This is a genomic window from Amycolatopsis viridis, from assembly GCF_011758765.1.
Lineage (GTDB): Bacteria > Actinomycetota > Actinomycetes > Mycobacteriales > Pseudonocardiaceae > Amycolatopsis_E > Amycolatopsis_E viridis.
Genome location: NZ_JAANOU010000001.1, coordinates 2,175,261 through 2,198,591, shown reverse-complemented (window position 1 = coordinate 2,198,591; position 23,331 = coordinate 2,175,261). Strand labels below are relative to the sequence as shown.

Here is a 23,331-nt window from a genome sequence, read left to right as displayed (position 1 = left end):
CATGCTGCCGCTGACCCCGCCGATCCAGCCGATGCTGGCGAAACCGGCGAAGGCGATCCCGGACTCCGACGAGCTGCTGTTCGAACCGAAGTGGGACGGCTTCCGCTGCCTCGTCTTCCGCGACGGTGCCGAGCTGACGTTGCAGTCGCGGGCCGGCAAGCCGTTGAACCGGTACTTCCCGGAGGTCCTGGCGCAGCTGCCGCCGCTGCTGCCGGACCGGGTGGTGCTGGACGGCGAGCTGGTCGTCGGCCGCGCGGGCCACCTCGACTTCGACGCGCTGACCGAGCGCATCCACCCCGCCGAGTCGCGCATCAAGCTGCTCGCCGAGCAGACTCCGGCCACGTTCGTCGCGTTTGACCTGCTCGCGCTCGGTGACGAGCCGTTCCTCGGCGAGCCGACCGCGGCGCGGCGAGCCCGGCTGGCGGAGCTGGCCGGCGGCGGCCTGAACATCACCCCCGCCACCACCGACCCGGCCACCGCGCGGCACTGGTTCGAGCTGTTCGAGGGCGCCGGGCTGGACGGGGTGATCGGCAAGCCGCTGGACGCCGGGTACGAGCCGGGCAAGCGGATCATGATCAAGTACAAGCACTCGCGCACCGCCGACTGCGTGGTGGCCGGGCTGCGCTGGCACAAGGACTCCACCCCCGGCGAGGCGGTCGGGTCGCTGCTGCTCGGCCTGCACGACGAGCGCGGCGTGCTGCACCACGTCGGGGTCGTCGGCTCGTTCCCGGTGACGCGGCGCCGGGAGCTGGCCGGGGAGCTCGCGGACCTGATCACCGAGGGGCCGCCGCACCCGTGGCTGGACGGCACCGTCGACGGGCAGCGCCTGCCGGGCGGCATCACGCGGTGGCGGGCCACCGAGCAGCCGTGGGTGCCGCTGCGGCCCGAGCGGGTCGTCGAGGTCGCCTACGAGCACACCGAGGGCGGCTACCCGTCGCGGTTCCGGCACACCGCGCAGTTCGTGCGCTGGCGCCCGGACCGCGACCCGGCCTCGTGCGACTACGCCCAGCTCGACGAGCCGGCCCGCTACGACCTCGACGCGGTCTTCCACGGCGAGGTGAAGCGCACCCGCTGACTCCGGGCACACGGGGGTCGTGCGAACCTCGGAGCGGACAAGCACCACAGCGGAAAGAGGAAACGTCGTGCCACGCCGGGGTCTCGTGGGTCTGGTGGTCGCCGTGCTGTCGACGGCCCTCGTCGCGGGGTGCACGGCGGGACCGTCGAAGCGGCCACCGGTCGTGGAGAACGACGAACCGGTCTCCTCCGCGCCGTCCAGTTCCGCCGCGGCGGTGCCGTTGCCGCCCCTGACCGAACCACGCTCGCCGACGCTGGACTGGACCGACTGCGACCAGCAGACCCGCAGCCGCCTGGGCTCCGCGGCACCGGGCTACCTGCGGTTCAGCTGTGGCACGGTGCTGTCCACATTGGACACACCAGCGCTGCCGGGCCGGATCCAGACGCGCGTGTCCGTGCTCAGGGCGGGCGACGGCGCGGTCCCCCTGGTGGTGGTCAACGACGTCGACGGCTCGCCCGGCACCCTCTACGCGGCCCGCCTCGCGTCGACGCTGCCGCCCGCGCTGCTGCAGCGGTTCTCGCTGATCGGCGTCGACCGGCGCGGCACGGGTGAATCCGACCCGCTGTCCTGCGTGCCCGAGGACACCCGCGCCCAGCTGCTCGACGCCGACCCCGCCGGCCACGACCTGGAACCCCTGCTGGACGCCGCACGCAAGGCCGGGCAGCAGTGCGCCATCGACCTCGGCGGGACCCAGCAGGCGTTCGACAGCTGGCGCACCGCGGGCGACCTCGAGGAGATCCGCGGCGAGCTGGGAGTGCCGAAGCTGCACGCGCTCGGCCACGGCGAGGGCTCGCAGGTCCTCCTCTCCTACGCGGCCCGGTTCCCGGACCGGGTCGGGCGGTTCGTGCTGGACGGCGTGCCGGACCCGTCCGGGGACACGGCGACCGTGCTCGGCGACCTGGCCGCCGCGCAGCAGGCGACGCTGGACACCTACGGCAGGGCCGTCGGGCAGGACGCGCCCGCGACGGTCACCGCGGTGCTGGACCGGTTGCGCACCGCACCCCAGGCCACCTCGGGTGGCGCGGTGTTCGGGCCGGGCATCGCGCTGCGGGCCGTGGTCGCCGGCCTCGCCGACCGGACCCGCTGGACCGAGCTGGCCCGGGCGCTGGACGCCGCCCGCACCGGCGACATCCGCGGGCTGGCGGCGTTCGTCGCACCGGCGCTCAACGGCTCCGACAGCGCACCCTCCAGCCTGGACGGGACGCTGGCCACCGAATGCAACGACACGACCGCGCGGGTGCCCGCCGACCGGATCGCCGGGCTGACCGACCAGCTGCGCGGCCGCTACCCGCTCTTCGGCGGGCTCGTGACGCAAACGCTGGCGTGGTGCCTGCCGTGGCCGGCGCGAACCGAGCCGCTGCCCACGCCGGGCACTCCGGGAATCCCGCCGGTCGTGGTCACCAGCACCCTGATCGACCCGGTCACGCCCGAGATCGGCACGGCGCGCGCCGCGCAGCAGATCCCCGGCGCGGTGCGGGTGGCGTGGCAGGGCGCCGGGCACGGTGCGCTGTCCTCGCCGTGCGCGGCGGAGGCGGTGCGGGCGTTCCTCGTCGACGGCAAGGTCCCCGCCGACGGCACGCTCTGCCCGGCCTGACGGGAGGCGGAGCGCATCCGGCCCGTTTAGGCTTGTCCACCATGCGCCCGGACCAGCAAGCACTGGGAGTGCCGGTGCCCTCGTCCACCGCCGAGACGGCGGCCGCGGGGCCGGCACCGCGGGACGGCGGCCGGCGACCGGTGCCCTGGGCGGTCTTCTGGCCGGTGCTGGTGCTGGGCGGGGTGTGCGGTTTCTGGTACGTGCGCGAGGTCCTGGCCAACCTGCCCGCACTGCTGCACCTGCTCGACCTGGGCGTCTACCGGATCGCGGGTCAGCGGGTGCTGCACGGCGTGTCCGTCTACGACACACCGCTGGTGGGCCACGTCCGCGGCGTGTGGGAGTTCGTCTACACCCCGTTCGCGGCGCTGCTGTTCGTCCCGCTCGCCGCGGTGACGGGCGCGGGGTTCCGCTGGGTGGGCGCGCTCGGTGACTACGCGATGCTGGTGGCCGGTGTGTGGGCAGCGCTGTCGCTGCTGCGGTTGCGGCGCGACGTGCGGCTGGTGGTGTTCAGCCTGCCGGTCGCGGCGGTGCTGATGTGGTGCGAGCCGGTGCGCGAGACGATGGCGTTCGGTCAGGTCAACATCCTGCTGATGACGCTGGTGCTGCTCGACGTGGCGCTGCCCGACTCGTCGAAGGTCAAGGGCGCGCTGATCGGGATCGCTACCGGGATCAAGCTGACGCCGGCGTTCTTCGTGCTGTACCTGCTGGTCACGCGCCGCTACCGGGCCGCGGCGGTCGCCGGCGGCGCGTTCGCGGCGACCGTGGCGATCGGATTCGCCGTCCTCGGGCACGACTCGGTGACCTTCTGGTCCGGCGCGTTCGCCGACCCGGCCCGGGTGGGGGTGCCGGAGAACCCGTCGAACGAGTCGCTGCGCGGGTTCTTCGCGCGCACGACCGGCCTCGCCGGGGGCATGCAGATCGTGTGGCTGCTGGCCGCCGTGGTGACGGCGGTGGTGTGCCTGCTGCTGGTGCGCCGCCTGTCCGCGCGCGGCGAGGAGCTGGGCGCGGTGACGCTGTGCGGGCTCGCGATGACGGCCGTCTCCCCGTACAGCTGGGTGCACCACTGGGTGTGGCTGGCGATGCTGCTGATCTGGCTGGCCGATCGCGCCTTCCGCGGCTCGGTGCCGGCCTGGGTCGCGCTGGCCGGCACCCTCCTCGTGACCTCCGGCGGGGTGCTGCCGTTCGCCGGGCTGCAGGAGAACTCGGTGTTCGACTTCACCGCGGCCGGGGTGCGGTGGCTGTGCCAGAACGCCTACCTCTGGCTGACGTTCGGCGTGTTCCTCACGGTCGCGCTCGGCTACCGCGCGGCCGTCAGGACCGATTCGGCCAGCAGCCGGTAGGAGGCGAGCATCTCGGCACGGTCGTAGGTGCTCGTCGTCACCAGGATCTCGTCCGCCCCGGTGCGTGCCACGAGCTCGTCCAGCTTCCCGGCCACGTCCCGGGGCGTGCCGGCGAGGTGCCCCTGCCGGGCCTCGTCGAAGAACGCGCGTTCGCGGCCGGTCATCGTAGCGGTGAGGATCTCGCCGGCGGGCCGCAGCGGCGGGAAGACGCCGTGCGTGCGGGACCAGGCCGCCGACCACGCCTCCGGGACGAGGAGCCGCTCCGCCGCCTCAGCCGTCTCCGCGACGGCCACGGTCGCCGAGACCACCACGTACGGCACCGGGCAGCGCGCCGACGGCACGAACCGCTCGCGGTAGCGGCCGATGGCCTCCACCATGGCCGCCTCGCCGCGGACCGCGCCGATCACCAGGGGCAGGCCCAGCTCGGCGGCGAGGTCCGCGCCGGCGCCGGTGGCGAGCAGGAACGCCGGGACCGGCGCGCCCTCGGCGGGGTAGGCGTGCACGCCCGGGTGCTCGCGCTGGGTGCCGTCGAGGTAGCCGAGCAGCAGCCGCACCTGCTCACCGAAACGGTCGGCGTCGTCCTTGCCGTGGCCGAGAGCACGCCGCACGCCGCCGGTGAACCCGACCGAACGGCCCAGGCCCATGTCGATCCGCCCGGGGTGCAGCGCCTCGAGCACCCCGAACTGTTCGGCCACGACGAGCGGCTGGTGGTTGGGCAGCATCACGCCACCGGTGCCCACGCGGATGCGGGAGGTGGCGCCGGCGACGGCCGCGGCCAGGACGGTGGGCGCAGATCCGGCCACCCCCGGCACGCTGTGGTGCTCGGACACCCAGAACCGGTGGTATCCCAGCTCCTCCGCCTGACGGGCGAACGCCACGGTCTCCCGCAGCGCCGCGGCGTGCGTACCCCCTTCGCGGGTGCGGGACCGGTCGAGCACAGACAGCTTCACGACAAGGTCAACACCCCGGCGGCCGACGGTGTTCCGCGCTCCGCGCCCGGCGCGGCCGCCGTCACTCCCGCGCGGCCGGGCTGCACGCGGTGGCTACGGCATCTGCCCCAGACCGAAGTCCCGGTCGGCCGGACCCGCGCCAGCACGTGCACCGCTTCGTGATGCCCCGCACGGAAAACGCACCTTGTCCGGAGTGGACACCCGCACGGTGCGGGTACCGACGCGGTACCCGACTGCCGGCGGAACCCGGTAGCCGTGCCCGACCGCATCCGCGCGTGCCCTACCGTGGACGCCGTGTCCCGCCGCCGGAAACTGATCATCGCGCTCGTCCTGTTCGCCGGTGCGGTCCTCGCGGCGTTCACGCTTCCCGTGCCGAGCCCGGCGGAGCTGCGCGACTGGGCCGCCGGCGCCGGGCCGGTCACCGCGCTGGTGTTCCTCGCCGCCTATTCGGTACTCACCGTCGCCCCGATTCCGCGCACCGTGTTCAACCTCGCCGCGGGGCTGCTGCTGGGCGACGCGCTCGGCATCCTGGTGGCCGTCACCGCGACGGCGATCTCCGGCGCGCTCGGGTTCGGCCTCGCCCGCTGGGCCGGCCGGGACCTGGTGTCCCGCCACCTGGAACGGAAAGCGGTGCGCGCGGTCGACGAACGGCTCGCCGGCGGCGGGGTTCTCGCGGTGACGTCGCTGCGGCTGATCCCGGTGGTTCCCTTCGCCCCGCTGGGATACTGCTGCGGCATCCTGTCGGTCGGATTCCGGCCGTATCTGATCGGTACCGTCCTCGGCAGCCTGCCCGGCACGATCGCGGTGGTGGTGCTGGGCGACGCGCTCACCGGCGGTACGCCGCCGGCGCTGCTCGCCTGCTACGGTGCCTTCGCGCTCGCCGGTGCCGTCGGCCTCGTGCGAATCGCTCGCGGGACAGCTTACGGCGGGCGTTCCGGGCAGCCCGCTACACTCGACCCGGTGCGCGAGGAGATCGTTCGCGCGGAGCCAGGCCAGCACATGCGGAGAGTTTCCGAGGAGTAGTCCCATCGACACCGGTCAGCTGATCGCAGGGCACTATCGCCTCGTTGAGCACATCGGCAGCGGCGCCATGGGCGTCGTGTGGCGCGCGGTCGACGAGCGCCTCGAGCGTTCGGTGGCGGTGAAGCAGATCCTCGCCCAGCCGGGCATGTCCGAGACCGAGCGCAACAACATGCGCCAGCGGGCGATGCGCGAGGCGAAGAACGCGGCGCGCTTCCAGCACCCCAACGCGATCGTGGTGTTCGACATCGCCGAACACGGCGGTGATCCGTGCCTGGTGATGGAGTACCTGCCCTCGCGCAGCCTGTCCGCGGTGATCGCCGAGCAGGGCACGCTGCCGCTGCCGGAGGTGGCGCGCATCGGGCACCAGGTCGCCTCGGCGCTCGTGGTGGCCCACCGCGCCGGCATCGTGCACCGCGACATCAAGCCGGCGAACATCCTGATCGACGAGAACGGCACGGCGAAGATCACCGACTTCGGCATCTCCCGCGCCGCCGGCGACCTCACCCTCACCCAGACCGGGCTGATCGGCGGTACCCCGGCGTACCTGGCGCCCGAGCTGGCGCGCGGCTCGGACCCGGCCCCGGCCTCCGACGTCTTCTCCCTCGGCGCGACGCTCTACCACGCGCTGGAGGGCCAGCCGCCCTACGGCAACAGCTCCAACCAGCTGGCGCTGCTGTACACGGCGGCGAACGGGCAGGTCATCCCGCCGCGCCAGTCCGGCATGGCGACCGCGCTGCTGATGAGCCTCCTGCGGGTCGAGCCGGAGGAGCGGCCGACCATGCTGGAGGCCCGGGACCGGCTGGCCGCGCTGGCCAACGGCGAGAAGGACGCCCGGGGCACGCTGGTGTCGCCGCCGCTGCACACCTCCGGTCGCCAGCCGGTGGCCGTGCCCGTGGACACCCCGGCCGAGCGCCCGCCGTGGCAGCGCACCGGTGTCGCCACGGCTGCGCCGCCCGCCCCGCCGCAGCACGGCCCGCGCAACCCGACCGCGGCGTTCGTCCCGTCGCCGAAACCGGCCGAGCCCGCCGGGACCCCGCTTCTCAAGCGCAAGGCGGTGCTCACCGGGTCGGCGATGGCCGTGATCGCCGTGCTCGTGGTGGTGCTCGTGGTCGCGCTCAACCGTGGCAACGGGCCGGACAGCTCCTCGCAGGCCAACGCTGGCGGCAGCAAGCCCACCACGCCCACCTCGGCACCGTCGAGCACGTCCAGCAGCGCACCCGCGACCGCGCTGGGCAAGACACCCAACACCGGCGGCTCGGTCAACTACGGTCAGGCCGGGCAGGTTGTGAAGACCTACCTCGACGGCAAGGGCTCGGCCGCGGCGTGGGCCGTGCTCACGCCCGCCGCGCAGGCGGTGTTCGGTAGCCAGCAAGCGTTCCAGCAGTACTGGAGCGAGCACCGGATCGAGCAGTACAGCTCGATTCTGGCGGACAACGGCCTCAACGCGGACGGCTCCGCCGACATGTACGTCACCATCTCCGGGGCCGGCCGCATCTCGTGGCGGGTCGTCAACACCGAGCAGGGCCTCAAGATCGACGACGACACCCGCCTGTGACCTACGCTGGCGGTATGACCGAAGGCGGCCGCGACCCGCGGTTCGACGACGACCTGATCGGGCTGGACCCCGACGATCCGGAGGCGCAGGCGTTCGCGCGGCACCTGGACCGGATGCAGCGGACCGAGCCCGGGTTCACCGTCGAGGCCACCCTGCACAACGTGGCCGAGTTCGCCGAGTCCAGCACCCGGGCCGGCGGCCTGCGCTGGTGGGTCGCCGCGACCGTGGTGGTGCTGCTGGTCCTGGGCGTGATCGTCGCCGCGTGGGACATCGTGGTGCAGGCCGTGCAGTGGCTGTCCGAGTAGCCTGAACGGTATGAAGCCCCGCATGGAACCGGTCGTGGGAGCCACCCCGAAGGTCGTCAAGCCGGACCACGAGTGGCGCGAGCAGCTCTCCCCCGAGGAGTACGCCGTGCTGCGCCAGGCCGGCACCGAGCGGCCGTTCACCGGCGAATACACCGACACCAAGACCACCGGCGTCTACGAGTGCCGCGCGTGCGGCGCCGAGCTCTTCCGCAGCGACACGAAGTTCGACAGCCACTGCGGCTGGCCGTCGTTCTTCGACCCGGCCTCCTCCGACGCCGTGCTGCTGCGCGAGGACCGGTCACTGGGCATGGTGCGCACCGAGGTGCTGTGCGCGACCTGCCACAGCCACCTGGGTCATCTGTTCGAGGGCGAGGGCTACGCCACCCCCACCGACCAGCGGTACTGCATCAACTCGATTTCGCTGCGCCTGGTCCCCGCCGAGTAGCGGGCCGGCTGGACCTGGGCGCCCGGCATCCTGACGACCGTCCCCGTGAGGGAACCGGCGGCCGTCGCGGGTCGTCTCACCGTGGAACGGGCTGAGGCGGAGGTGCCGGCGTTGGGGGTTGAGGCGACGGTCAGGGACGTGGGCGGGTCCGGGTACTGGGGACTTCCGCTGCCGGCGTTCCTCGTGATCTGCGTCGGGCTGGTGCTGCTCCCGATCCTGGTACTCCTGGTCGGCCCGCGGCTGCTGAAGGGACGTGCGGCCGCGCCGCACCGGACGCCCGGTCCGGCCGAGCTGGGGTTCCTGGCGGGCGGCCCGATGCGCGCGATCGACGCGGCCCTGGCCGACCTGCTGGAACGCCAGCGGGTCCGGGTGAGCTACGCGGGACGGCTCACCACGACCGGCGACCGTCCCCCGGCCGACGAGCTGGGCGCGGCGGTGTGGACGAGCGTGCACCACGAACGCGGCGCAGCGACGCTGCACACCGTGCGGGCGGCCCTGCGCGGTGGCACCGTGCTCGACGTCGCGCGCGAACGGCTCGCGGAGGCCGGGCTCCTGGTCGAGCAGGGCCCGCTGAAGAACATCCGGCGGCTGGCCGCGGTCCTCATGGCCGCCGTCGCGGTCGTGGCGTTCACGAGCTTCCCCGGCGGCGGTTTCCTGCTCGCCCTGGCGCCCGCCGCGATCCTGTGGGCGGTCACCGGCCTGCCGGGCCGCCGCCCGCCCCGCACAAGGACCGGCGACGAGGTCGTCCGGTCGGCGTCGGGCACGAGCGCGGCGCAGGCGGTGGCGCTGGGCGGCCTGACCCGGTACCCGGATCGGAAGATCGCCGAGGCGCTGGACGGGGCGCCCGCCCCGCGGCCGCAGAAGTCGCGCGGGTCGGCCGGGGCGCCGCGTCGCTCGTCGCGCGGTGCCTCCTCGTGCGGGTCGTCGAGCAGCTGCAGCAGCTCGTGCGGGGGGAACTCGTGCGGCGGCGGCAGTTCCTGCGGCGGCAGCTCGTGCGGTGGCGGCGGGTGCGGAGGTGGCGGTGGCGACTGACCGGCTGGGCGTGGGGATCGGGTGGCGCCCCGAGATCGATCTGTCCATCGCCCGCATGCCGGGCGTGGAGTGGGTCGAGGTGATCGCGGAGAACCTGCACCCCGGGCACCTGCCGGCCGCGCTGACCGAGCTGCGCGCGCGGGGTCTGCCGGTGCTGCCGCACGCGGTGTCGCTGTCGCTCGGCGGCGCCGAACCGCTGGACACGCGGCGGGTCGAGCACCTCGCGGCAGTGGCCGACGAGCTGGACGCGCCGGTCGCCAGCGACCACGTCTGTTTCGTGCGCGCGGGCGGTCTCGACGCCGGGCACCTGGTGCCGCTCCCCCGCACCCGGGAGGCGCTCGACGTGCTGGCCGGGAACGTGCGGCTGGCGCAGTCGATCATCGGGCGGCCGTTCGCGCTGGAGAACATCGCCGCGCTGCTGGAGTGGCCGGACGCGGAGATGGACGAGGCCGCGTTCCTGCGCGAGCTGACCGAGCGGACCGGCTGCCTGCTGATCGTGGACGTCGCGAACCTGTATGCGAACGCGCGCAACCTGGGCACGGACCCGGCGGCCTTCCTCGACGAGGTGCCGCTGGAGCGTCTGGCGTACGTGCACGTCGCGGGCGGGGTCGAGGTGGACGGGATCTACCACGACACGCACACGCATCCCGTGCGGCCGGAGGTGCTGGACCTGCTCACCGAACTGCGGCGCCGCGCCGAGCCGCCGGGTGCCCTGCTGGAACGGGACGGCGCCTACCCGCCCGACGACGAACTGGCCGCCGAGCTCGCCGCGGTCCGGGACCGGTTGTGAGCCGCGCGGAGCTGGCCGCCCGCCAGGCCGCGTTGCTGCGCGCCCTGCTGGCCGGCGAGCAGGTTCCCACCGGTTTCGACCCCGGGCGCGTGGCCGCCGAAATCCGCGCCCTGCGCGCCAAGCGCGGCTCCATCGTCGCCGACCTGCGTCCGGACCTGCCCCAGGCGCTCGGCGAACGGTTCCGTCCCCTGTTCGACGCCTACGCGGCGGCCACGCCCCGCACGGACGGCGTCGGCTACCGCCAGGACGCCGCGAACTTCGCCACCTGGCTCACCGAGCGCGGCGAACTGCCCCGGCCACGCCGGAGGTTCCGGCTCGGCCGGTGAGGTAGCACTGCCGGTCGTCCCGATCCAGGCCGACGCGGGTGGGCCGAGCACCTACGGCAGGTTGGCGATCAGCTCGGCCGGCGGAACCCGCGTCCCGGTGTAGAACGGGGTCTCCTCGCGCACGTGGCGGCGCGCCTCGGTGGCGCGCAGGTGGCGCATCAGGTCGACGATGCGGTGCAGCTCGTTGGCCTCGAAGGCGAGGATCCACTCGTAGTCGCCGAGCGCGAACGAGGCCACGGTGTTGGCGCGCACGTCCGGGTAGTCGCGGGCCTCCTTGCCGTGGTCGGCGAGCATCTTGCGGCGCTCGGCGTCCGGCAGCAGGTACCACTCGTAGGACCGCACGAACGGGTACACGCAGATGTACTTGCGCGCCTCTTCACCGGCCAGGAAGGCGGGGATGTGGCTGCGGTTGAACTCGGCGGGCCGGTGCAGCGCGAACTGGCTCCACACCGGCGCCGACACGCGGCCCAGCGGGGTGCGGCGGAACCCGGTGTAGGCGGCCTGCACCTGCTCCGCGGTCTCGGCGTGCCACCAGATCATGAAGTCGGCGTCGGCGCGCAGGCCGGCGACGTCGTAGACCCCCCGCACCACGACTCCCTTGCCCTCCAGGGCATCGAGGTACCCGGTGGTCTCCGCGGCGGCCTGGCCGCGATCCTCCGGGAGCCGCCCGGGCTCGACCCGGAACACCGACCAGGCGGTGTAGCGGATGGTGTCGTTGAGCTCCTGGTAGTTCAGCCGCGCCATGCCCCCATCTTCCCACCGCGGCCGAAGCCGCTGCTAGCGCACCACGTGTGAGGTGATGCGCGCCGCTGCCGCGATGGCCGTCGCGATGCACGCGGGCACCCCGACGCCGTGCAGCGCGGCTCCGGCCAGCGCCAGCCCCGGCACCTCCGCGACGGCGCGCTCGGCGCGGTCGACCAGGTCGAGGTGGCCCGGCCCGTACTGCGGCAGCCCCCCGCCCCAGCGGGTCACCACGACGTCGATCGGTTCCGCGGTGATCCCGGTCAGCTCCGCCAGGTCGGCCCGCACCAGGGAGACCACCTCGTCGTCGTCGCGGTGCAGCGCGCCGGGCTCGCCGAAGCGCCCGACCGACCCGCGCACCAGCACGGGTCCGGTGTTCAGGTGCGGCCACTTGCGACTGGAGAAGGTGAACGCCTTCGCGGCGAACGGAGTCCCGTCGGCGCGGCGCTCCCGCGCGCCGATCAGCACCCCCGAGGCGTCCGGCAGCTCGGTGCCGGGCGGCAGGGCCATCGCGACGACCGCCATCGACGCCAGCTCGATCTCGCCGAGCGCGGCGGACGCGGCCGGGGCGACCCCGGCGAGCAGCCTGCGGGCGGCGGGCGCGGGCACCGCGAGCAGCACGGCGTCGGCGTCGACGGCCTCGCCGCCGGCCACCAGCTGCCAGCGGTCCTGGCGGCGGTGCAACGCGGTGACCGGTCGGCCCAGGCGCACGTCCGGCTTGGCGAGCTCGACGAGCCGGTCGACGAGGGTGCCCAGGCCACCGGGCAGCGTGCCGAACACCGGGGCGGTGCTCGGCTGGTCCGGGATCAGCCCGGCCGCGGCCGCGGTCAGCGACGGCGCGCCGCGGTCGAGGGCGGCGGCCAGGGCGGGCACCGTGGCCCGCAAGCCCAGCCCGTCCGCGCCGCCCGCATAAACCCCGCCGAGGAGCGGGTCGACCAGCCGGTCCACCAGCTCGTCGCCGAAGCGCTCGCGCAGCAGTGCGCCGAGCGCGACGTCGGCGCCCAGCCGCACCGGCGGCAGGTCCGGCTCGGCGGCGACCCTCGCCAGCGCACCGTCGGACAGCACCCCGGCGACCGCGTCCGGCGAGCCGGGGATGCCCATCATCGTCCGGCCGGGCAGCGGCGCGAGCCGGCCGCCGGCCAGCACCGTCGACCGGGCACCGCTGGGATGGACCAGATCCAGGCCCAGCTCCGCCGCGAGCCCGACGCCTTCCGGGCGGCGCGCGAGGAAGGCTTCGGCGCCCGTGTCGTAGCGCATGCCCGCAACCTCAACGGTGCGCAGCTTGCCGCCGAGGCGGTCGCCCGACTCGAACAGCGTGATCGCCGGACCGTCACCCAGCGCGGCCCGCAACCGGTACGCCGCGGCCGCGCCCGAGACGCCACCGCCGACGACCGCGACGTGCATCAGGGCTCCAGGCTGTGGACGAGCTCGACGATGCGGGTCAGCACCTCGGGGTCGGCGCCCGGCGGCACGCCGTGGCCGAGGTTGAAGATGTGCGCGGCGGCGGCACGGCCCTCCGCGGCGATGCGGCGGACCTCGGCCTCGATCACCGGCCAGGACGCCTGCAGCAGTGCCGGATCCAGGTTGCCCTGCACCACCGGGGTGGGCTCGCCGTTCGCGGTCAGCCGCCGCACGGCCTCGTCCAGCGGGACCCGCCAGTCCACGCCGACCACGTCGGCCCCGGCATCGCGCATGGCGGGCAGCAGCTCGCCGGTGCCGACGCCGAAGTGGATGCGCGGCACGTCCAGGTCGGCCACCGCCGCCAGCACGCGCGCGGAGTGCGGCTGCACGAACTCGCGGTACTCCCGCAGGGTGAGCGCGCCCGCCCAGGAGTCGAACAGCTGCACCGCATCCGCGCCCGCCTCGACCTGCCCGCGCAGGAAGGTCACCGCGATACCGGCGAGCCGTGCGGCCAGGTCGTGCCACAACGCGGGCTCGGAGTGCATCAGGGCCTTGGTGCGCTCGTGGGTGCGGCTGGGGCCGCCCTCGATCAAGTAGGAGGCGAGCGTGAACGGCGCGCCGGCGAACCCGATCAGCGGCGTCTCGCCCAGGCGGTCGACCACCAGGCGGGTGCCCTCGATCACCGGTTCCAGCCGTGCCGGGTCCAGCTCGGGCATGCGGGCGATCGCATCCGCGTCGCGCACCGGGGCAGCCACGACGGGGCCGGTGCCGGGCACGATGTCGACGTCGATGCCGGCGGCGACCAGCGGCACCACGATGTCGCTGAAGAAGACGGCGGCGTCCACCCCGAGGCGGCGCACCGGCTGGAGCGTGATCTCGGCGATCATCTCCGGGTCGAACAGCGCCTTCAGCATCGGCACGCCCTCGCGCAGCGCGCGGTATTCGGGCAGCGAGCGGCCGGCCTGGCGCATGAACCAGACGGGCAGCCGCGCGGGACGGCGGCCCCGCGCGGCGGCCAGGAAGGGCGACGCGGTGAGGTCACGGGGGGCACGGAGTTCGCCGTGGGCCGCTCGCGGCCGCGATTGTGCAGTAGTGGACATCGTCATCCATGGTGCCACGGGCCCGGACGTCGGCTTTCCTCGGCGCGTCTGCCGCCCGGGGCCGCCGCGTCGCCTTACAGTCGGGCTGTGACCGCGATGACGCATGCGCCCGAGTTGTTCCGCCAAGCTGTCGCGGCGCTGCAGGCCCTCCGGCCCCGGCCGGAGATGACGCTCGAGCCGATCCGCGCACCGCAGCGCCTCGCGCCCTGGTCCTACGCGCTCAGCTGCGACGCGACCGGCCCCGCGGACGTGACGGCCACCGGCCGTCTGGTGCTGCTGCACGACCCGGAGGGCCAGGAGTCCTGGCACGGCGTGCTGCGCGTGGTGGTCTACGTGCGCGCGGAGATCGACCGGGAGCTGGCCAGCGACCCGTTCCTGCCCGCGGTGGGCTGGTCGTGGTTGACCGACGCGCTGGAGAACTCGGGCGCGTCCTGGACCGCGCTCGGCGGCACGGTGACCGAGACCTCCTCCGCCCGCTTCGGCGACATCAGCGGGCCGGCCCGCACCGACGATCTCGAACTGCGGGCGTCCTGGACCCCGGTGGACGAGGACGCCCGTCCGCACGGCGAGGCGTTCTGCCAGCTGATGTCGAGCGTGGCCGGGCTGCCGCCGGTGGGGGTCTCGATGTTCGGGCACCGGCAGAGCGGCTGACCCGGCCGGCACCGGAGAGGCCGTGGAGGCCGTGGCGACCCGTGGACACGGCGGGTTGTGATGCAGACCTCATTCCCGGATGTCCGGTGGTCCGGTCGCGGTGCCTCGCGCCCCGGTTCCGGAGCCGTCGGCGGCCGTCTACGCTGTGCGTTGGCCCGGTTACCTCGACCCGACGACGCAGTTAGCTCGACCAGGGAGCGCGGCGCGGTCCGCGGAGCGAGCAGATGCACGGTCCGTATGCACGCGCATCTCTACGTGCCGAACCTTGTTAAATCGCTGGCGCTCGGCAATCTGTTAGCCACGAAGAGTTCATTGGTCCGATTGTGCTACAGCGATGCCAGCTAGTAACTACCCGATCGGGATAGATACCCGTTCGATCCCCCCGCGGGCGGCGATCGACGGCTAGAGTGCCCTTCGACGACACCACTTTCGGTCTACAGCTGGCGCGGCTGATCGGCCGAAAGTACCCGGTGCCGGTCGGGGGGCACGACCGACTCCAGGGAGGTAGTGACGTGGCTGCCGTCGGCTTGTCGCAGGCCGTCAGATCCACGCCAGCCGGTGCTTTGCCGGCGAGCATGGTTCCGCATCCGCGGGAAGAGCTGTTTTCGGTGCTGGTGGTCGACGACCACCCGCTGCTGAGGGAGGCGATTGCCGCACGACTCGCACAGATGGGTGCGGGCACCGTACACGAGGCCGCCTCGGTGGCCGAGGCGAGGGCGCGGGCTGCCGCGACGGGTCCGTGCGACCTGGCCATCCTCGACCTCGGACTGCCGGACGGCAGCGGGATCGACCTGGTGACGGAGCTCCGTAGCCAGGGCTGGCCCCGCATCGTGGTGCTCGCCTCGTCCGACGATCCGTATGCCGTGCGCTCGGCCTTCCAGGCCGGTGCCCAGGCGTACCTGCTGAAGTCGGCCTCCCCCGTGGTAGTGACCGACGGGGTGCGCCGGGTGCTGGACGGCGGGGTGTACGCGGACCCGAGTGTGGCCCCGGTCCTCGCGACCGGCACGCGGGTGCCGGGCACCGACAACACGCCGCGGGAGCTGTCCGCGCGCGAGGTCGAGGTGCTTCAGCTGGTCGCCGACGGCCAGTCCAACAAGGAAATCGGCGAGGAGCTCAGCCTCTCCGCGCTCACCGTCAAGTCGCACCTGTCCCGGATCGGGCGCAAGCTCGGCACCGGCGACCGGGCGCAGATGGTGGCGCTGGCGATGCGGGCCGGCGTGATCCGCTGATTCAGCCGAACAGGGTCCCAACGGACGGGCGTACCGGTGACGGTGCGCCCGTCCCGTAGGGTTGTCCGACGTGGAAACCGCAGATCACGTGCCTGACACCAGCGAACCGGCTGTCCCGGTCACCCTCACCGAGCCGTCCGAAGGGACGCCGGACGTGGTGGCGGACGAGCAGGCGCTGGCGCGCGCCTGCGATCGGCTCGCCGCCGGTACGGGCGCGATCGCGGTGGACACCGAGCGCGCGTCCGGCTACCGCTACTGGCCCAAGGCCTACCTGGTGCAGCTGCGCCGCGAGGGCTCGGGCACCGTCCTGGTGGACCCGATCGCCCTCCCGGGCCGGCTCGGACCGCTCCAGGACGTCCTCAACGGCCAGGAGTGGGTGCTGCACGCCGCCTCGCAGGACCTGCCGTGCCTGGCCGAACTGGGCCTGGTCCCGGGCAGCCTGTTCGACACCGAGCTGGCCGGACGGCTGGCCGGCTACGACCGGGTGGCGCTCGGCACGCTGGTCGAGCGGCTGCTCGGCTACCACCTCGAGAAGGGGCACAGCGCCGCGGACTGGTCGAAACGGCCGTTGCCGGTGGACTGGCTCAACTACGCGGCGCTGGACGTCGAGCTGCTGATCCCGCTGCGGGAGAAGCTCGAGGCGGAGCTGGACGCGCAGGGCAAGCTGGACTGGGCGCGTCAGGAGTTCGAGGCCGTGCGGACCGCCCCGCAGCCCGCCCCGCGGACCGAGCCGTGGCGCCGCACGTCGGGAATTCACAAGGTGCGGACCGCCCGGGGCCTCGCCGCCGTGCGGGCGCTGTGGGAGGCGCGGGACGAGCTGGCCCGCAAGCGCGACCGGGCGCCGAGCCGGGTGCTCCCGGACAGCGCGATCGTCAACGCGGTGCTGGCCGACCCGAAGTCCGTCGCCGAGCTGCAGGCGCTGCCGGTTTTCGGTGGCCGCGTGCAGCGCCGGTACACCGGTAACTGGTTCCGGCACCTGCAGGCGGCCCGTCAGCTGCCGCGGGACCAGCTGCCCAACCCGGCACAACCCACCGACGGCCCGCCCCCGGCGAACCGCTGGGCGGACAAGGACCCCGACGCGGCAGCCCGGCTGGCCGCGGCGCGGGCCGGTCTGGCGAAGCTCGCCGAGCACCACCAGCTGCCGGTGGAGAACCTGCTGCTGCCCGACCTGTTGCGCCGCACCTGCTGGCGCCCGCCGGAGGACCGGAGCGTCGACGGCGTGTCCGCGGCGCTCGCCGCGGGCGGCGCCCGGGCGTGGCAGATCGAGCTCACCGCACCGGTACTGGTGGACGCGCTCCAGGCGACGGCCTGATCGCTGCCGGCCCGGCTGGCCGCCGCGCACCGGGGCTGGTCAGCCGTCGCGCCGGATCCCCCTACCGCACCCCGCAACCGGCGGTGCCGCCGCTTCTCCCGTTCGGCCGCCCGAAAAGGTGGTCTCACCCACTCCACCAGGCCACGCCCTGGTTACCGACGGGTAACCGGGTCTAGAGTGACGGCATTACCGCCGGGTAACCGGCGGCCCGGAACTCACAGAGGGAGCACATCGTGGCCGCAACCCCCCTTGCGCCGACCGCGCGGGCGGTGCGCACCGTGGCCTTCGTCGAGGGGGTCCGCACCCCGTTCGGCAAGGCGGGTGACAAGGGCATCTACGCCGGCACCAGGGCCGACGACCTCGTGGTCAAGGTCATCCGCGAGCTGCTGCGCCGCCATCCGGAACTGCCACCGGAGCGGGTGGACGACGTCGCCATCGCCGCCACGACCCAGACCGGCGACCAAGGTCTGACGATCGGCCGCACGGCCGCCCTGCTCGCGGGCCTGCCGCGGTCCGTGCCGGGCTACGCGATCGACCGCATGTGCGCCGGTGCGATGACCGCCGTCACCACCGTCGCCGGCGGGATCGGGTTCGGCGCCTACGACATCGCCATCGCGGGCGGCGTCGAGCACATGGGCCGCCACCCGATGGGCGAGGGCGTCGACCCGAACCCGCGGATCGTGGCCGACCGGCTCGTCGACCCGTCCGCGCTGGTGATGGGCCAGACCGCGGAGAACCTGCACGACCGCTTCCCGGCGATCACCAAGCGCCGCGCGGACGAGTACGCCGCGCAGAGCCAGGAGCGCTACGCGGACGCGGTCAAGGCCGGCAAGATCGGCCCCGAGCTGGTGCCGGTCGCGATCCGCTCGGAGCTGGGCTGGGGCCTGGCCACCGAGGACGAACCGCCGCGGCCGGGCACCACCGTGGAGAGCCTGGCGAACCTCAAGACCCCGTTCCGCCCGCACGGCCGGGTCACCGCGGGCAACGCGGCCGGCTTGAACGACGGGGCGACCGGTGCCCTGCTCGCCGACGAGGAGACCGCCCGCGAACTGGGCCTGCCCGTCGCGATGCGGATGGTCGGCTACTCCTTCGCCGGCGTCGACCCCGAGGTGATGGGCGTCGGCCCGGTGCCGGCCACCGAGAAGCTGCTCAAGCGCACCGGCCTGACGATCGGCGACATCGGCCTGTTCGAGATCAACGAGGCGTTCGCGGTGCAGGTCCTGGCCTTCCTCGACCACTTCGGCATCGAGCAGACCGACCCGCGGGTCAACCCGTGGGGCGGCGCGATCGCCTGCGGCCACCCGCTGGCCTCCTCCGGCGTGCGGCTGATGACCCAGCTGTCCCGCCAGTTCGCCGAGCACCCCGAGGTCCGCTACGGCATCACCACGATGTGCATCGGCCTCGGCATGGGCGGCACCGTGATCTGGGAGAACCCTGCCTACGACGGGAGTGACAAGTGACGTTCACGGTCGAGCAGGCCAAGGCCGCGTTCCCGGACGAGGTCGTCACGCGGGCGACCACGCGCCTGATCGCGGTACCCGGTCTGGACAAGCAGGTCGCCCTGATCACGCTGGACAACGGGCACGACCACACCCGCCCGTCCACCTTCGGCCCGCAGGGCCTGGTGAGCCTGAACGCCGCGCTGGACGAGGCGTTCGCCGCGGAGCCGGCGGCCATCGCGGTCACCGGCAAGCCGTTCATCTTCGCCGTCGGCGCGGACCTCTCCGGCGTCGAGGCGGTCTCCGACCCGGCTCTGGCGCACGAGATCGCCGAGACCGGTCACGCGGTGTTCCGCCGCCTGACCGACTCGGCGATCCCGACCTTCGCCTTCGTCAACGGTGCGGTCATGGGCGGCGGTCTCGAATTGGCCCTGTCCTGCCACTACCGCACGCTGTCGGAATCGGCGGCCGCGATCGCCTTCCCCGAGGTGTTCCTCGGCCTGTTCCCGGGCTGGGGTGGCACGCAGCTGCTGCCGAACCTGATCGGGCCGGACGCCGCGGTCACCGTGATCATCGAGAACGCGCTGAACCAGAACAAGATGCTCAAGCCGAAGCAGGCCGCCGAGCTGGGCATCGTGGACGAGGTGCTGGGCAGCGCAGACTTCCTCGAGCAGTCCCTGCTGTGGCTGGCGCGGGTCGTGCGCGGCGAGGTCGCCCCGCAGCGCACGGAGATCGACCGCGGCGCCGGCTGGGACGCCGCGATCGCCCGGGCCAAGGCCATTGTGGACGGCCGGACCAAGGGCGCGTCGCCCGGCGCCACCAAGGCCGTCGAGCTGCTGGAACTGGCGCGTGCCAACGACCTCGACGCGGGCTACGCGGCCGAGACCCAGGCACTGGCCCAGCTGCTGATGGACGACACCCTGCGCGCCGGGCTGTACTCGTTCAACCTGGTCAACAAGCGCGCCAAGCGGCCCGCCGGCGCGCCGGACAAGTCGCTGGCGCGCAAGGTGACGAAGGTCGGCGTGGTGGGCGCCGGCCTGATGGCGAGCCAGCTCGCGCTGCTGTTCGTCCGGCGGCTGAAGGTGCCGGTCGTGCTGACCGACGTGGACCAGGCGCGCATCGACAAGGGTGTGTCCTATGTGCACGGTGAGATCGACAAACTGCTCGGCAAGAAGCGGATCTCGCCGGACGAGGCCAACCGGCTCAAGGCGCTGGTGAGCGGTTCGCTGGACAAGGCCGCCTTCGCCGACGCCGACTTCGTGATCGAGGCCGTGTTCGAGGAGATGGGCGTCAAGCAGCAGGTCTTCGGCGATCTGGAGAACTACGTCCGGCCCGAGGCGATCCTGGCGACCAACACCTCGTCGCTGTCGGTGTCGGAGATGGCGTCGAAGCTGCAGCACCCGGAGCGGGTCGTCGGGTTCCACTTCTTCAACCCGGTGGCCGTGCTGCCGCTGCTGGAGATCGTGCGCGGCGAGAAGACCGACGACGCGGCGCTGGCGACGGCGTTCGCGGTCGGCAAGCAGCTCAAGAAGTCCAGCGTGCTGGTCTCCGACGCCCCGGCGTTCGTGGTGAACCGGCTGCTGCTCCGCTTCCTCGGCGAGGTGCTGACCGCGGTCGACGAGGGCACGCCGTTCGACGTGGCGGACCGGGCGCTGGAGCCGCTCGGCCTGCCGATGTCGCCGCTGACGCTGATGCAGCTGGTGGGCCCGGCGATCGCGCTGCACGTGGGCGAGACGCTGCACGCGGCGTTCCCGGACCGCTTCGGCGTGAGCGAGAACCTGAAGAAGTTCGTCGCGTCCGGCAAGACCGCGGTCTGGCAGTGGGACGACCGGGGCAACCAGACGGTCGACCCGGAGGTCGCCGCGCTGTGGCAGCAGGGCGACAAGCCGTCGACGGCGGAGGAGCTGCGGGAGCGGGCGCTGTCCGCGATCGCCGGGGAGATCCGGATCATGCTCGACGAGGGCGTGGTCGCGGAGCCGCAGGACATCGACCTCTGCCTGATCCTGGGCGCCGGCTGGCCGTTCTGGCTCGGCGGCATCACACCGTACCTGGACCGGACCGGCGTGTCGGCGAAGGTGACCGGAAAACCGTTCCTGGCGCCGGGTGTGGCTTCCGTGCCCGCGTAGACAGCTCAACCCGGAGGCCCTCTCGCGCGTCCTACCGCGAGAGGGCCTGTCAAATATGCGGGGTGAGTCGTGGGCTGGGTGGTCGGTGCGGTGCTGAACACGGGCCTCGGTGTGGTCGCGGTGTGGCCGCTCGGGTTGCTGGTGATCCTGGGGTGGGCGGTGCTGGACCGGCTCGGCTGGGCCTCGATCGACCCGACCCTGGTCGACGACGGGCTCACCGCGATCGCGATGATCACCGCCGGGGCGTGGCTGCTCCTGCTGCCGCTGTTCCTCGGCCTCAACGCGCTCGTCACGCGGAAGTGCCGCGTGACGAAGCGGGTGTACTGGCCGCTGGCGGTCGTGCTGCTGGTCGTCCCCTACCTGGTGACGATCTCCTGACCCGCGGTGGACGCCCGGACCTGCAGTTCCGGCTCCAGCCGTTGCGACTCCGGGTGCTGTCCGTCGAGAACTGTCACGAGCAGTTCCAGCGCGCGCCGCCCCATCTCGTGCATCGGGGAGCGGACACTGGTCAGCGGCACCGGCAGTTCGGCGGCGAGCGGGATGTCGTTGAACCCGGCGACCGCGACGTCCGCACCGGGCCGCAGACCGGCGTCGCGCACGGCGCCGAGGGCACCGATGGCGGCGAAGTCGTTGACGGCGAAGAGGGCGGTCGGCCGGGGATCCGCGGCGAGGAGCTGCTCGGCCGCCCGGTGCCCGCCCACGGTGTCGAATCCGGAGTGGACGGACGCCACGTCGAGCCCTTCCTCGCGGTAGCGGTCGGCGAACCCGGCCGTCCGGTCGATGCCGGTGCTCGCGAACGGCTCTCCGGCGATCACCGCGGCGCGGCGGTGACCCAGCGCGAGGAAGTGCTCGGCCACCAGCCGCCCGCCGCGGTAATCGTCGCAGGTGACCGCCGGGTGCTCGCCGGCGTGACGGCTGACCAGGACGAACGGGACACCGCGCTCGGCCAGTTCGCCGGCGAAGACACCGTCGTGGTGGGCGTCGCCCAGGACGAGCCCGTCCACCCGGCGGGACAGCGCCAGCTCGGTCCGCGCACGCTGCTCGGCCGGCCGGTCGTGGCTGTTCATCACGAACGTCGCCAGCCCGTGCCCCGCGGCGGCGTCCTCGACGCCCTCGTAGATGGTGGCGAGGACGACGTCGGACAACCGCGGCACCAGGACGCCCACCAGGTTGCTGCGCTGGGTGCGCAGGCTCTTCGCGTGCGGGTTGGGCCGGTAGTCCAGCCGCGCCGCCCACTCCCGGATCGCCTCGGCCGTCTCCCGGGACGCGGCGCGCGCCGCGTCCTCCGGCGACCCGTTGAGCACCCGGGACACGGTCGACACGTCGACCCCGGCGCTTCGCGCGACGGTCCGCAGCGTCGCCGGCCGCTTCCGCTCCTCTCGGCCCACTTCCCACCTTTCGCCGGTGCCGCCCCTTGACGTCGGCTCCCGGATCCAGTGATACTACCCAAACGATTTCCCCAAACGTTTGGGCGCGTGAACAACTCGCACTCAATCGTTTGTGTCACGGAAGGAATCCGCGTGTCGTCATCCCTGCCGACCAGGACGGCCCCACCCGCGGGTGCGGGCTGGTTCGCACACAGATCCGTCGCCGGACTGGCCGCGGACCTGCGAGCCGGGCGGCTCACCGCGTGTGACCTGGTCGCCGCCGCACTCGCCGAGATCGAGCGGTGGGACCCGGTCGTCAACGCGTTCGTCACGGTCGACGAAGCCGGCGCGCGGCGCGCCGCCGAGCAGGCGGATCGCGAGCTGGCGGACGGAGTGGACCGCGGGCCGCTGCACGGCATCCCGATCGCCGTCAAGGACCTGATCGACGTGCGCGGCCTGCCGACCACCGCCGGGTCCCGCCACTTCGCCGGTGCGGTGGCCGCCGACGACGCCGACTGCGTGCGGCGGCTGCGTGCCGCTGGGGCGATCGTGCTGGGCAAGACCGCCACGCACGAGATCGCGTTGGGCCCGACTGGTGACCGGGCGGCCGGCGGCCCCACCCGCAACCCGCACCTGCCCAGCCACATGGCCGGCGGATCCAGCAGCGGATCGGCCGCCGCGGTCGCGGCCGGCATGGTGCCGCTCGCCCTCGGCACCGACACCGGGGGCTCGGTGCGGGTCCCCGCCGCCCTCTGCGGCGTTGTGGGGCTCAAGCCCACGCACGGCGCGCTGAGCCTGCACGGCGTCCTCCCGCTGGCCCCGTCACTGGACACCGTCGGCCCGCTGGCCCGCACCGCGGCGGACTGCCGTCTGCTGTGGACGGTGCTGAGCGGAACCCGGCCCGTTTCCGGGACCACTCCGCTGGCCTGGATGGCGCCGGAGCAGATCCACCCCACGCTGCCGGAAGTCACCGCGGTGGTCCGGGCCGGCCTGGGTGACCTCACCGAAGTCACCGAAGTCGCCGAGGTCACCGTGCCGGGAGTGGCGGAACTGCGCGAAGCGTACCCGGTCCTGCAAGGCAGCGAAGCGTTCGCCGTGCACGCGGAACGCTTCGCAGCCGCACCCGAGCTCTTCGGCGAGGAGGTCCGCGAACGCCTGCGCGCCGGCAGCGAGGTCCGCGGCTGGGAGTACGTCCGCGCCCGCGAACTGCGTGACCGGGTGCGCGCCGACGTGCTCGGCCTGCTCCGGCGCCACGGTTTCCTCGCCCTGCCCACGGTTCCGCTGCCCGCCCCGCCGGTGGACGCGCGCACCTCGGCCGTCGGCGACGTGCGAGCCGCGTTGCTGTCCCTGGCCAGCCCGTGGAGTGTCCTCGGGCTGCCCGCCCTGTCCGTACCCGCCGGCCTGGCCGGCGAGCTGCCCGTCGGTCTGCAGCTCGTCGGCCCGCCCGGCTCCGAGCACCGCCTCCTGGCCATCGCCGAACAACTCTGAACGGACGGCCATGTCGACGACCTGCACCACATCCTCGACGCG

22 protein-coding genes are annotated in these 23,331 nt (G+C 73.6%); 17 read left to right on the top strand and 5 right to left on the bottom strand.

What is annotated here, in order from left to right; genetic code table 11:
- The first annotated feature begins 1 nt into the window (after position 1).
- The 3 genes from FHX46_RS10820 (at position 2) to FHX46_RS10810 (ending at position 4,009) form a co-directional block, all read left to right on the top strand.
- Positions 2-1,075 carry an ATP-dependent DNA ligase gene (locus tag FHX46_RS10820; RefSeq protein ID WP_167112949.1) on the top strand — a complete coding sequence of 358 codons (1,074 nt, stop codon included), beginning with the start codon at positions 2-4 and terminating at the stop codon, positions 1,073-1,075.
- A gap of 67 nt (positions 1,076-1,142) precedes the next feature.
- Complete coding sequence (locus FHX46_RS10815) at positions 1,143-2,669, top strand: alpha/beta hydrolase (RefSeq protein ID WP_313886084.1); 1,527 nt, start codon at positions 1,143-1,145, stop codon at positions 2,667-2,669.
- Between the two features lie 41 nt (positions 2,670-2,710).
- Positions 2,711-4,009 (top strand): glycosyltransferase 87 family protein, encoded by a 1,299-nt coding sequence (locus tag FHX46_RS10810; protein WP_208400101.1) that lies wholly within the window; start codon positions 2,711-2,713, stop codon positions 4,007-4,009.
- On the opposite strand, the gene FHX46_RS10805 is transcribed toward FHX46_RS10810, so the two are convergent.
- Positions 3,967-4,959 carry an LLM class flavin-dependent oxidoreductase gene (locus FHX46_RS10805; protein WP_167112948.1) on the bottom strand — a complete coding sequence of 331 codons (993 nt, stop codon included), beginning with the start codon at positions 4,957-4,959 and terminating at the stop codon, positions 3,967-3,969. The genes FHX46_RS10810 and FHX46_RS10805 overlap by 43 nt on opposite strands.
- A gap of 294 nt (positions 4,960-5,253) precedes the next feature.
- Here FHX46_RS10805 and FHX46_RS10800 point away from each other — a divergent pair, with 294 nt between their 5' ends.
- The 7 genes from FHX46_RS10800 to FHX46_RS10770 all read left to right on the top strand — a co-directional run bounded on the left by FHX46_RS10800 (position 5,254) and on the right by FHX46_RS10770 (position 10,435).
- The gene (locus tag FHX46_RS10800) at positions 5,254-5,982 is read left to right on the top strand and encodes a TVP38/TMEM64 family protein (protein WP_167112946.1); all 729 of its coding nucleotides are present in this window, start codon (positions 5,254-5,256) and stop codon (positions 5,980-5,982) included.
- A 19-nt stretch (positions 5,983-6,001) separates the two neighbouring features.
- On the top strand, positions 6,002-7,537 hold the full coding sequence (locus FHX46_RS10795; protein WP_167121364.1) for a serine/threonine-protein kinase: 1,536 nt from the start codon (positions 6,002-6,004) through the stop codon (positions 7,535-7,537).
- A gap of 14 nt (positions 7,538-7,551) precedes the next feature.
- Positions 7,552-7,842 carry a hypothetical protein gene (locus FHX46_RS10790; RefSeq protein WP_167112944.1) on the top strand — a complete coding sequence of 97 codons (291 nt, stop codon included), beginning with the start codon at positions 7,552-7,554 and terminating at the stop codon, positions 7,840-7,842.
- Between the two features lie 22 nt (positions 7,843-7,864).
- On the top strand, positions 7,865-8,287 hold the full coding sequence (gene msrB / locus FHX46_RS10785) for a peptide-methionine (R)-S-oxide reductase MsrB (protein WP_167121362.1): 423 nt from the start codon (positions 7,865-7,867) through the stop codon (positions 8,285-8,287).
- A gap of 111 nt (positions 8,288-8,398) precedes the next feature.
- Positions 8,399-9,319: a TIGR04222 domain-containing membrane protein gene (locus FHX46_RS10780; RefSeq protein WP_208400100.1), complete on the top strand. Its 921-nt coding sequence runs from the start codon at positions 8,399-8,401 to the stop codon at positions 9,317-9,319.
- The gene (locus FHX46_RS10775; RefSeq protein WP_167112942.1) at positions 9,303-10,109 is read left to right on the top strand and encodes a DUF692 domain-containing protein; all 807 of its coding nucleotides are present in this window, start codon (positions 9,303-9,305) and stop codon (positions 10,107-10,109) included. Before FHX46_RS10780 ends, FHX46_RS10775 begins: the two co-directional genes overlap by 17 nt.
- The gene (locus tag FHX46_RS10770) at positions 10,106-10,435 is read left to right on the top strand and encodes a hypothetical protein (RefSeq protein WP_167112940.1); all 330 of its coding nucleotides are present in this window, start codon (positions 10,106-10,108) and stop codon (positions 10,433-10,435) included. The genes FHX46_RS10775 and FHX46_RS10770 overlap by 4 nt, the downstream gene beginning before the upstream one ends.
- 51 nt (positions 10,436-10,486) lie before the next feature.
- On the opposite strand, the gene hemQ is transcribed toward FHX46_RS10770, so the two are convergent.
- Genes hemQ through hemE form a run of 3 tightly spaced genes read right to left on the bottom strand, consistent with a single transcriptional unit; the run spans position 10,487 to position 13,677 of the window.
- Positions 10,487-11,179, bottom strand: coding sequence for a hydrogen peroxide-dependent heme synthase (gene hemQ, locus FHX46_RS10765; protein ID WP_167112938.1), 693 nt, complete (start codon positions 11,177-11,179; stop codon positions 10,487-10,489).
- Between the two features lie 33 nt (positions 11,180-11,212).
- A complete protein-coding gene (gene hemG, locus FHX46_RS10760; protein WP_167112936.1) occupies positions 11,213-12,580 on the bottom strand; it encodes a protoporphyrinogen oxidase in 1,368 nt (455 codons plus the stop codon).
- Positions 12,580-13,677 carry a uroporphyrinogen decarboxylase gene (hemE, locus tag FHX46_RS10755; protein WP_167112934.1) on the bottom strand — a complete coding sequence of 366 codons (1,098 nt, stop codon included), beginning with the start codon at positions 13,675-13,677 and terminating at the stop codon, positions 12,580-12,582. The genes hemG and hemE overlap by 1 nt, the downstream gene beginning before the upstream one ends.
- Before the next feature lie 87 nt (positions 13,678-13,764).
- Here hemE and FHX46_RS10750 point away from each other — a divergent pair, with 87 nt between their 5' ends.
- From FHX46_RS10750 to FHX46_RS10725, 6 genes are all read left to right on the top strand, one after another.
- A complete protein-coding gene (locus tag FHX46_RS10750; protein WP_167112932.1) occupies positions 13,765-14,328 on the top strand; it encodes a DUF3000 domain-containing protein in 564 nt (187 codons plus the stop codon).
- 575 nt (positions 14,329-14,903) lie between these two features.
- Positions 14,904-15,557 (top strand): response regulator, encoded by a 654-nt coding sequence (locus FHX46_RS10745; RefSeq protein ID WP_208400099.1) that lies wholly within the window; start codon positions 14,904-14,906, stop codon positions 15,555-15,557.
- Between the two features lie 88 nt (positions 15,558-15,645).
- The gene (locus tag FHX46_RS10740; protein ID WP_167121358.1) at positions 15,646-16,869 is read left to right on the top strand and encodes a ribonuclease D; all 1,224 of its coding nucleotides are present in this window, start codon (positions 15,646-15,648) and stop codon (positions 16,867-16,869) included.
- 269 nt (positions 16,870-17,138) lie between these two features.
- Positions 17,139-18,329 (top strand): thiolase family protein, encoded by a 1,191-nt coding sequence (locus FHX46_RS10735; protein WP_167121356.1) that lies wholly within the window; start codon positions 17,139-17,141, stop codon positions 18,327-18,329.
- Entirely contained in the window at positions 18,326-20,434 is a 2,109-nt protein-coding gene (locus FHX46_RS10730) for a 3-hydroxyacyl-CoA dehydrogenase NAD-binding domain-containing protein (RefSeq protein WP_167112930.1), read from the top strand. Before FHX46_RS10735 ends, FHX46_RS10730 begins: the two co-directional genes overlap by 4 nt.
- A gap of 69 nt (positions 20,435-20,503) precedes the next feature.
- Positions 20,504-20,812 carry a hypothetical protein gene (locus FHX46_RS10725; protein WP_167112928.1) on the top strand — a complete coding sequence of 103 codons (309 nt, stop codon included), beginning with the start codon at positions 20,504-20,506 and terminating at the stop codon, positions 20,810-20,812.
- On the opposite strand, the gene FHX46_RS10720 is transcribed toward FHX46_RS10725, so the two are convergent.
- Positions 20,791-21,822: a LacI family DNA-binding transcriptional regulator gene (locus FHX46_RS10720; protein ID WP_167112927.1), complete on the bottom strand. Its 1,032-nt coding sequence runs from the start codon at positions 21,820-21,822 to the stop codon at positions 20,791-20,793. The two genes, FHX46_RS10725 and FHX46_RS10720, sit on opposite strands and share 22 nt — an antisense overlap.
- Positions 21,823-21,954: 132 nt before the next feature.
- Between FHX46_RS10720 and FHX46_RS10715 the strand changes: the two genes are divergently transcribed.
- On the top strand, positions 21,955-23,289 hold the full coding sequence (locus FHX46_RS10715; RefSeq protein WP_167112925.1) for an amidase: 1,335 nt from the start codon (positions 21,955-21,957) through the stop codon (positions 23,287-23,289).
- The last annotated feature ends 42 nt before the right edge of the window (positions 23,290-23,331 follow it).

Coding starts and splice junctions, on each gene's coding strand:
- FHX46_RS10745 (WP_208400099.1), top strand. CDS start 14,904: ATGGTTCCGCATCCGCGGGAAGAGCTGTTTTCGGTGCTGGTGGTCGAC.
- hemG (WP_167112936.1), bottom strand. CDS start 12,580: ATGCACGTCGCGGTCGTCGGCGGTGGCGTCTCGGGCGCGGCCGCGGCG.
- FHX46_RS10790 (WP_167112944.1), top strand. CDS start 7,552: ATGACCGAAGGCGGCCGCGACCCGCGGTTCGACGACGACCTGATCGGG.
- FHX46_RS10810 (WP_208400101.1), top strand. CDS start 2,711: ATGCGCCCGGACCAGCAAGCACTGGGAGTGCCGGTGCCCTCGTCCACC.
- FHX46_RS10820 (WP_167112949.1), top strand. CDS start 2: ATGCTGCCGCTGACCCCGCCGATCCAGCCGATGCTGGCGAAACCGGCG.
- hemE (WP_167112934.1), bottom strand. CDS start 13,677: ATGTCCACTACTGCACAATCGCGGCCGCGAGCGGCCCACGGCGAACTC.
- hemQ (WP_167112938.1), bottom strand. CDS start 11,179: ATGGCGCGGCTGAACTACCAGGAGCTCAACGACACCATCCGCTACACC.
- msrB (WP_167121362.1), top strand. CDS start 7,865: ATGGAACCGGTCGTGGGAGCCACCCCGAAGGTCGTCAAGCCGGACCAC.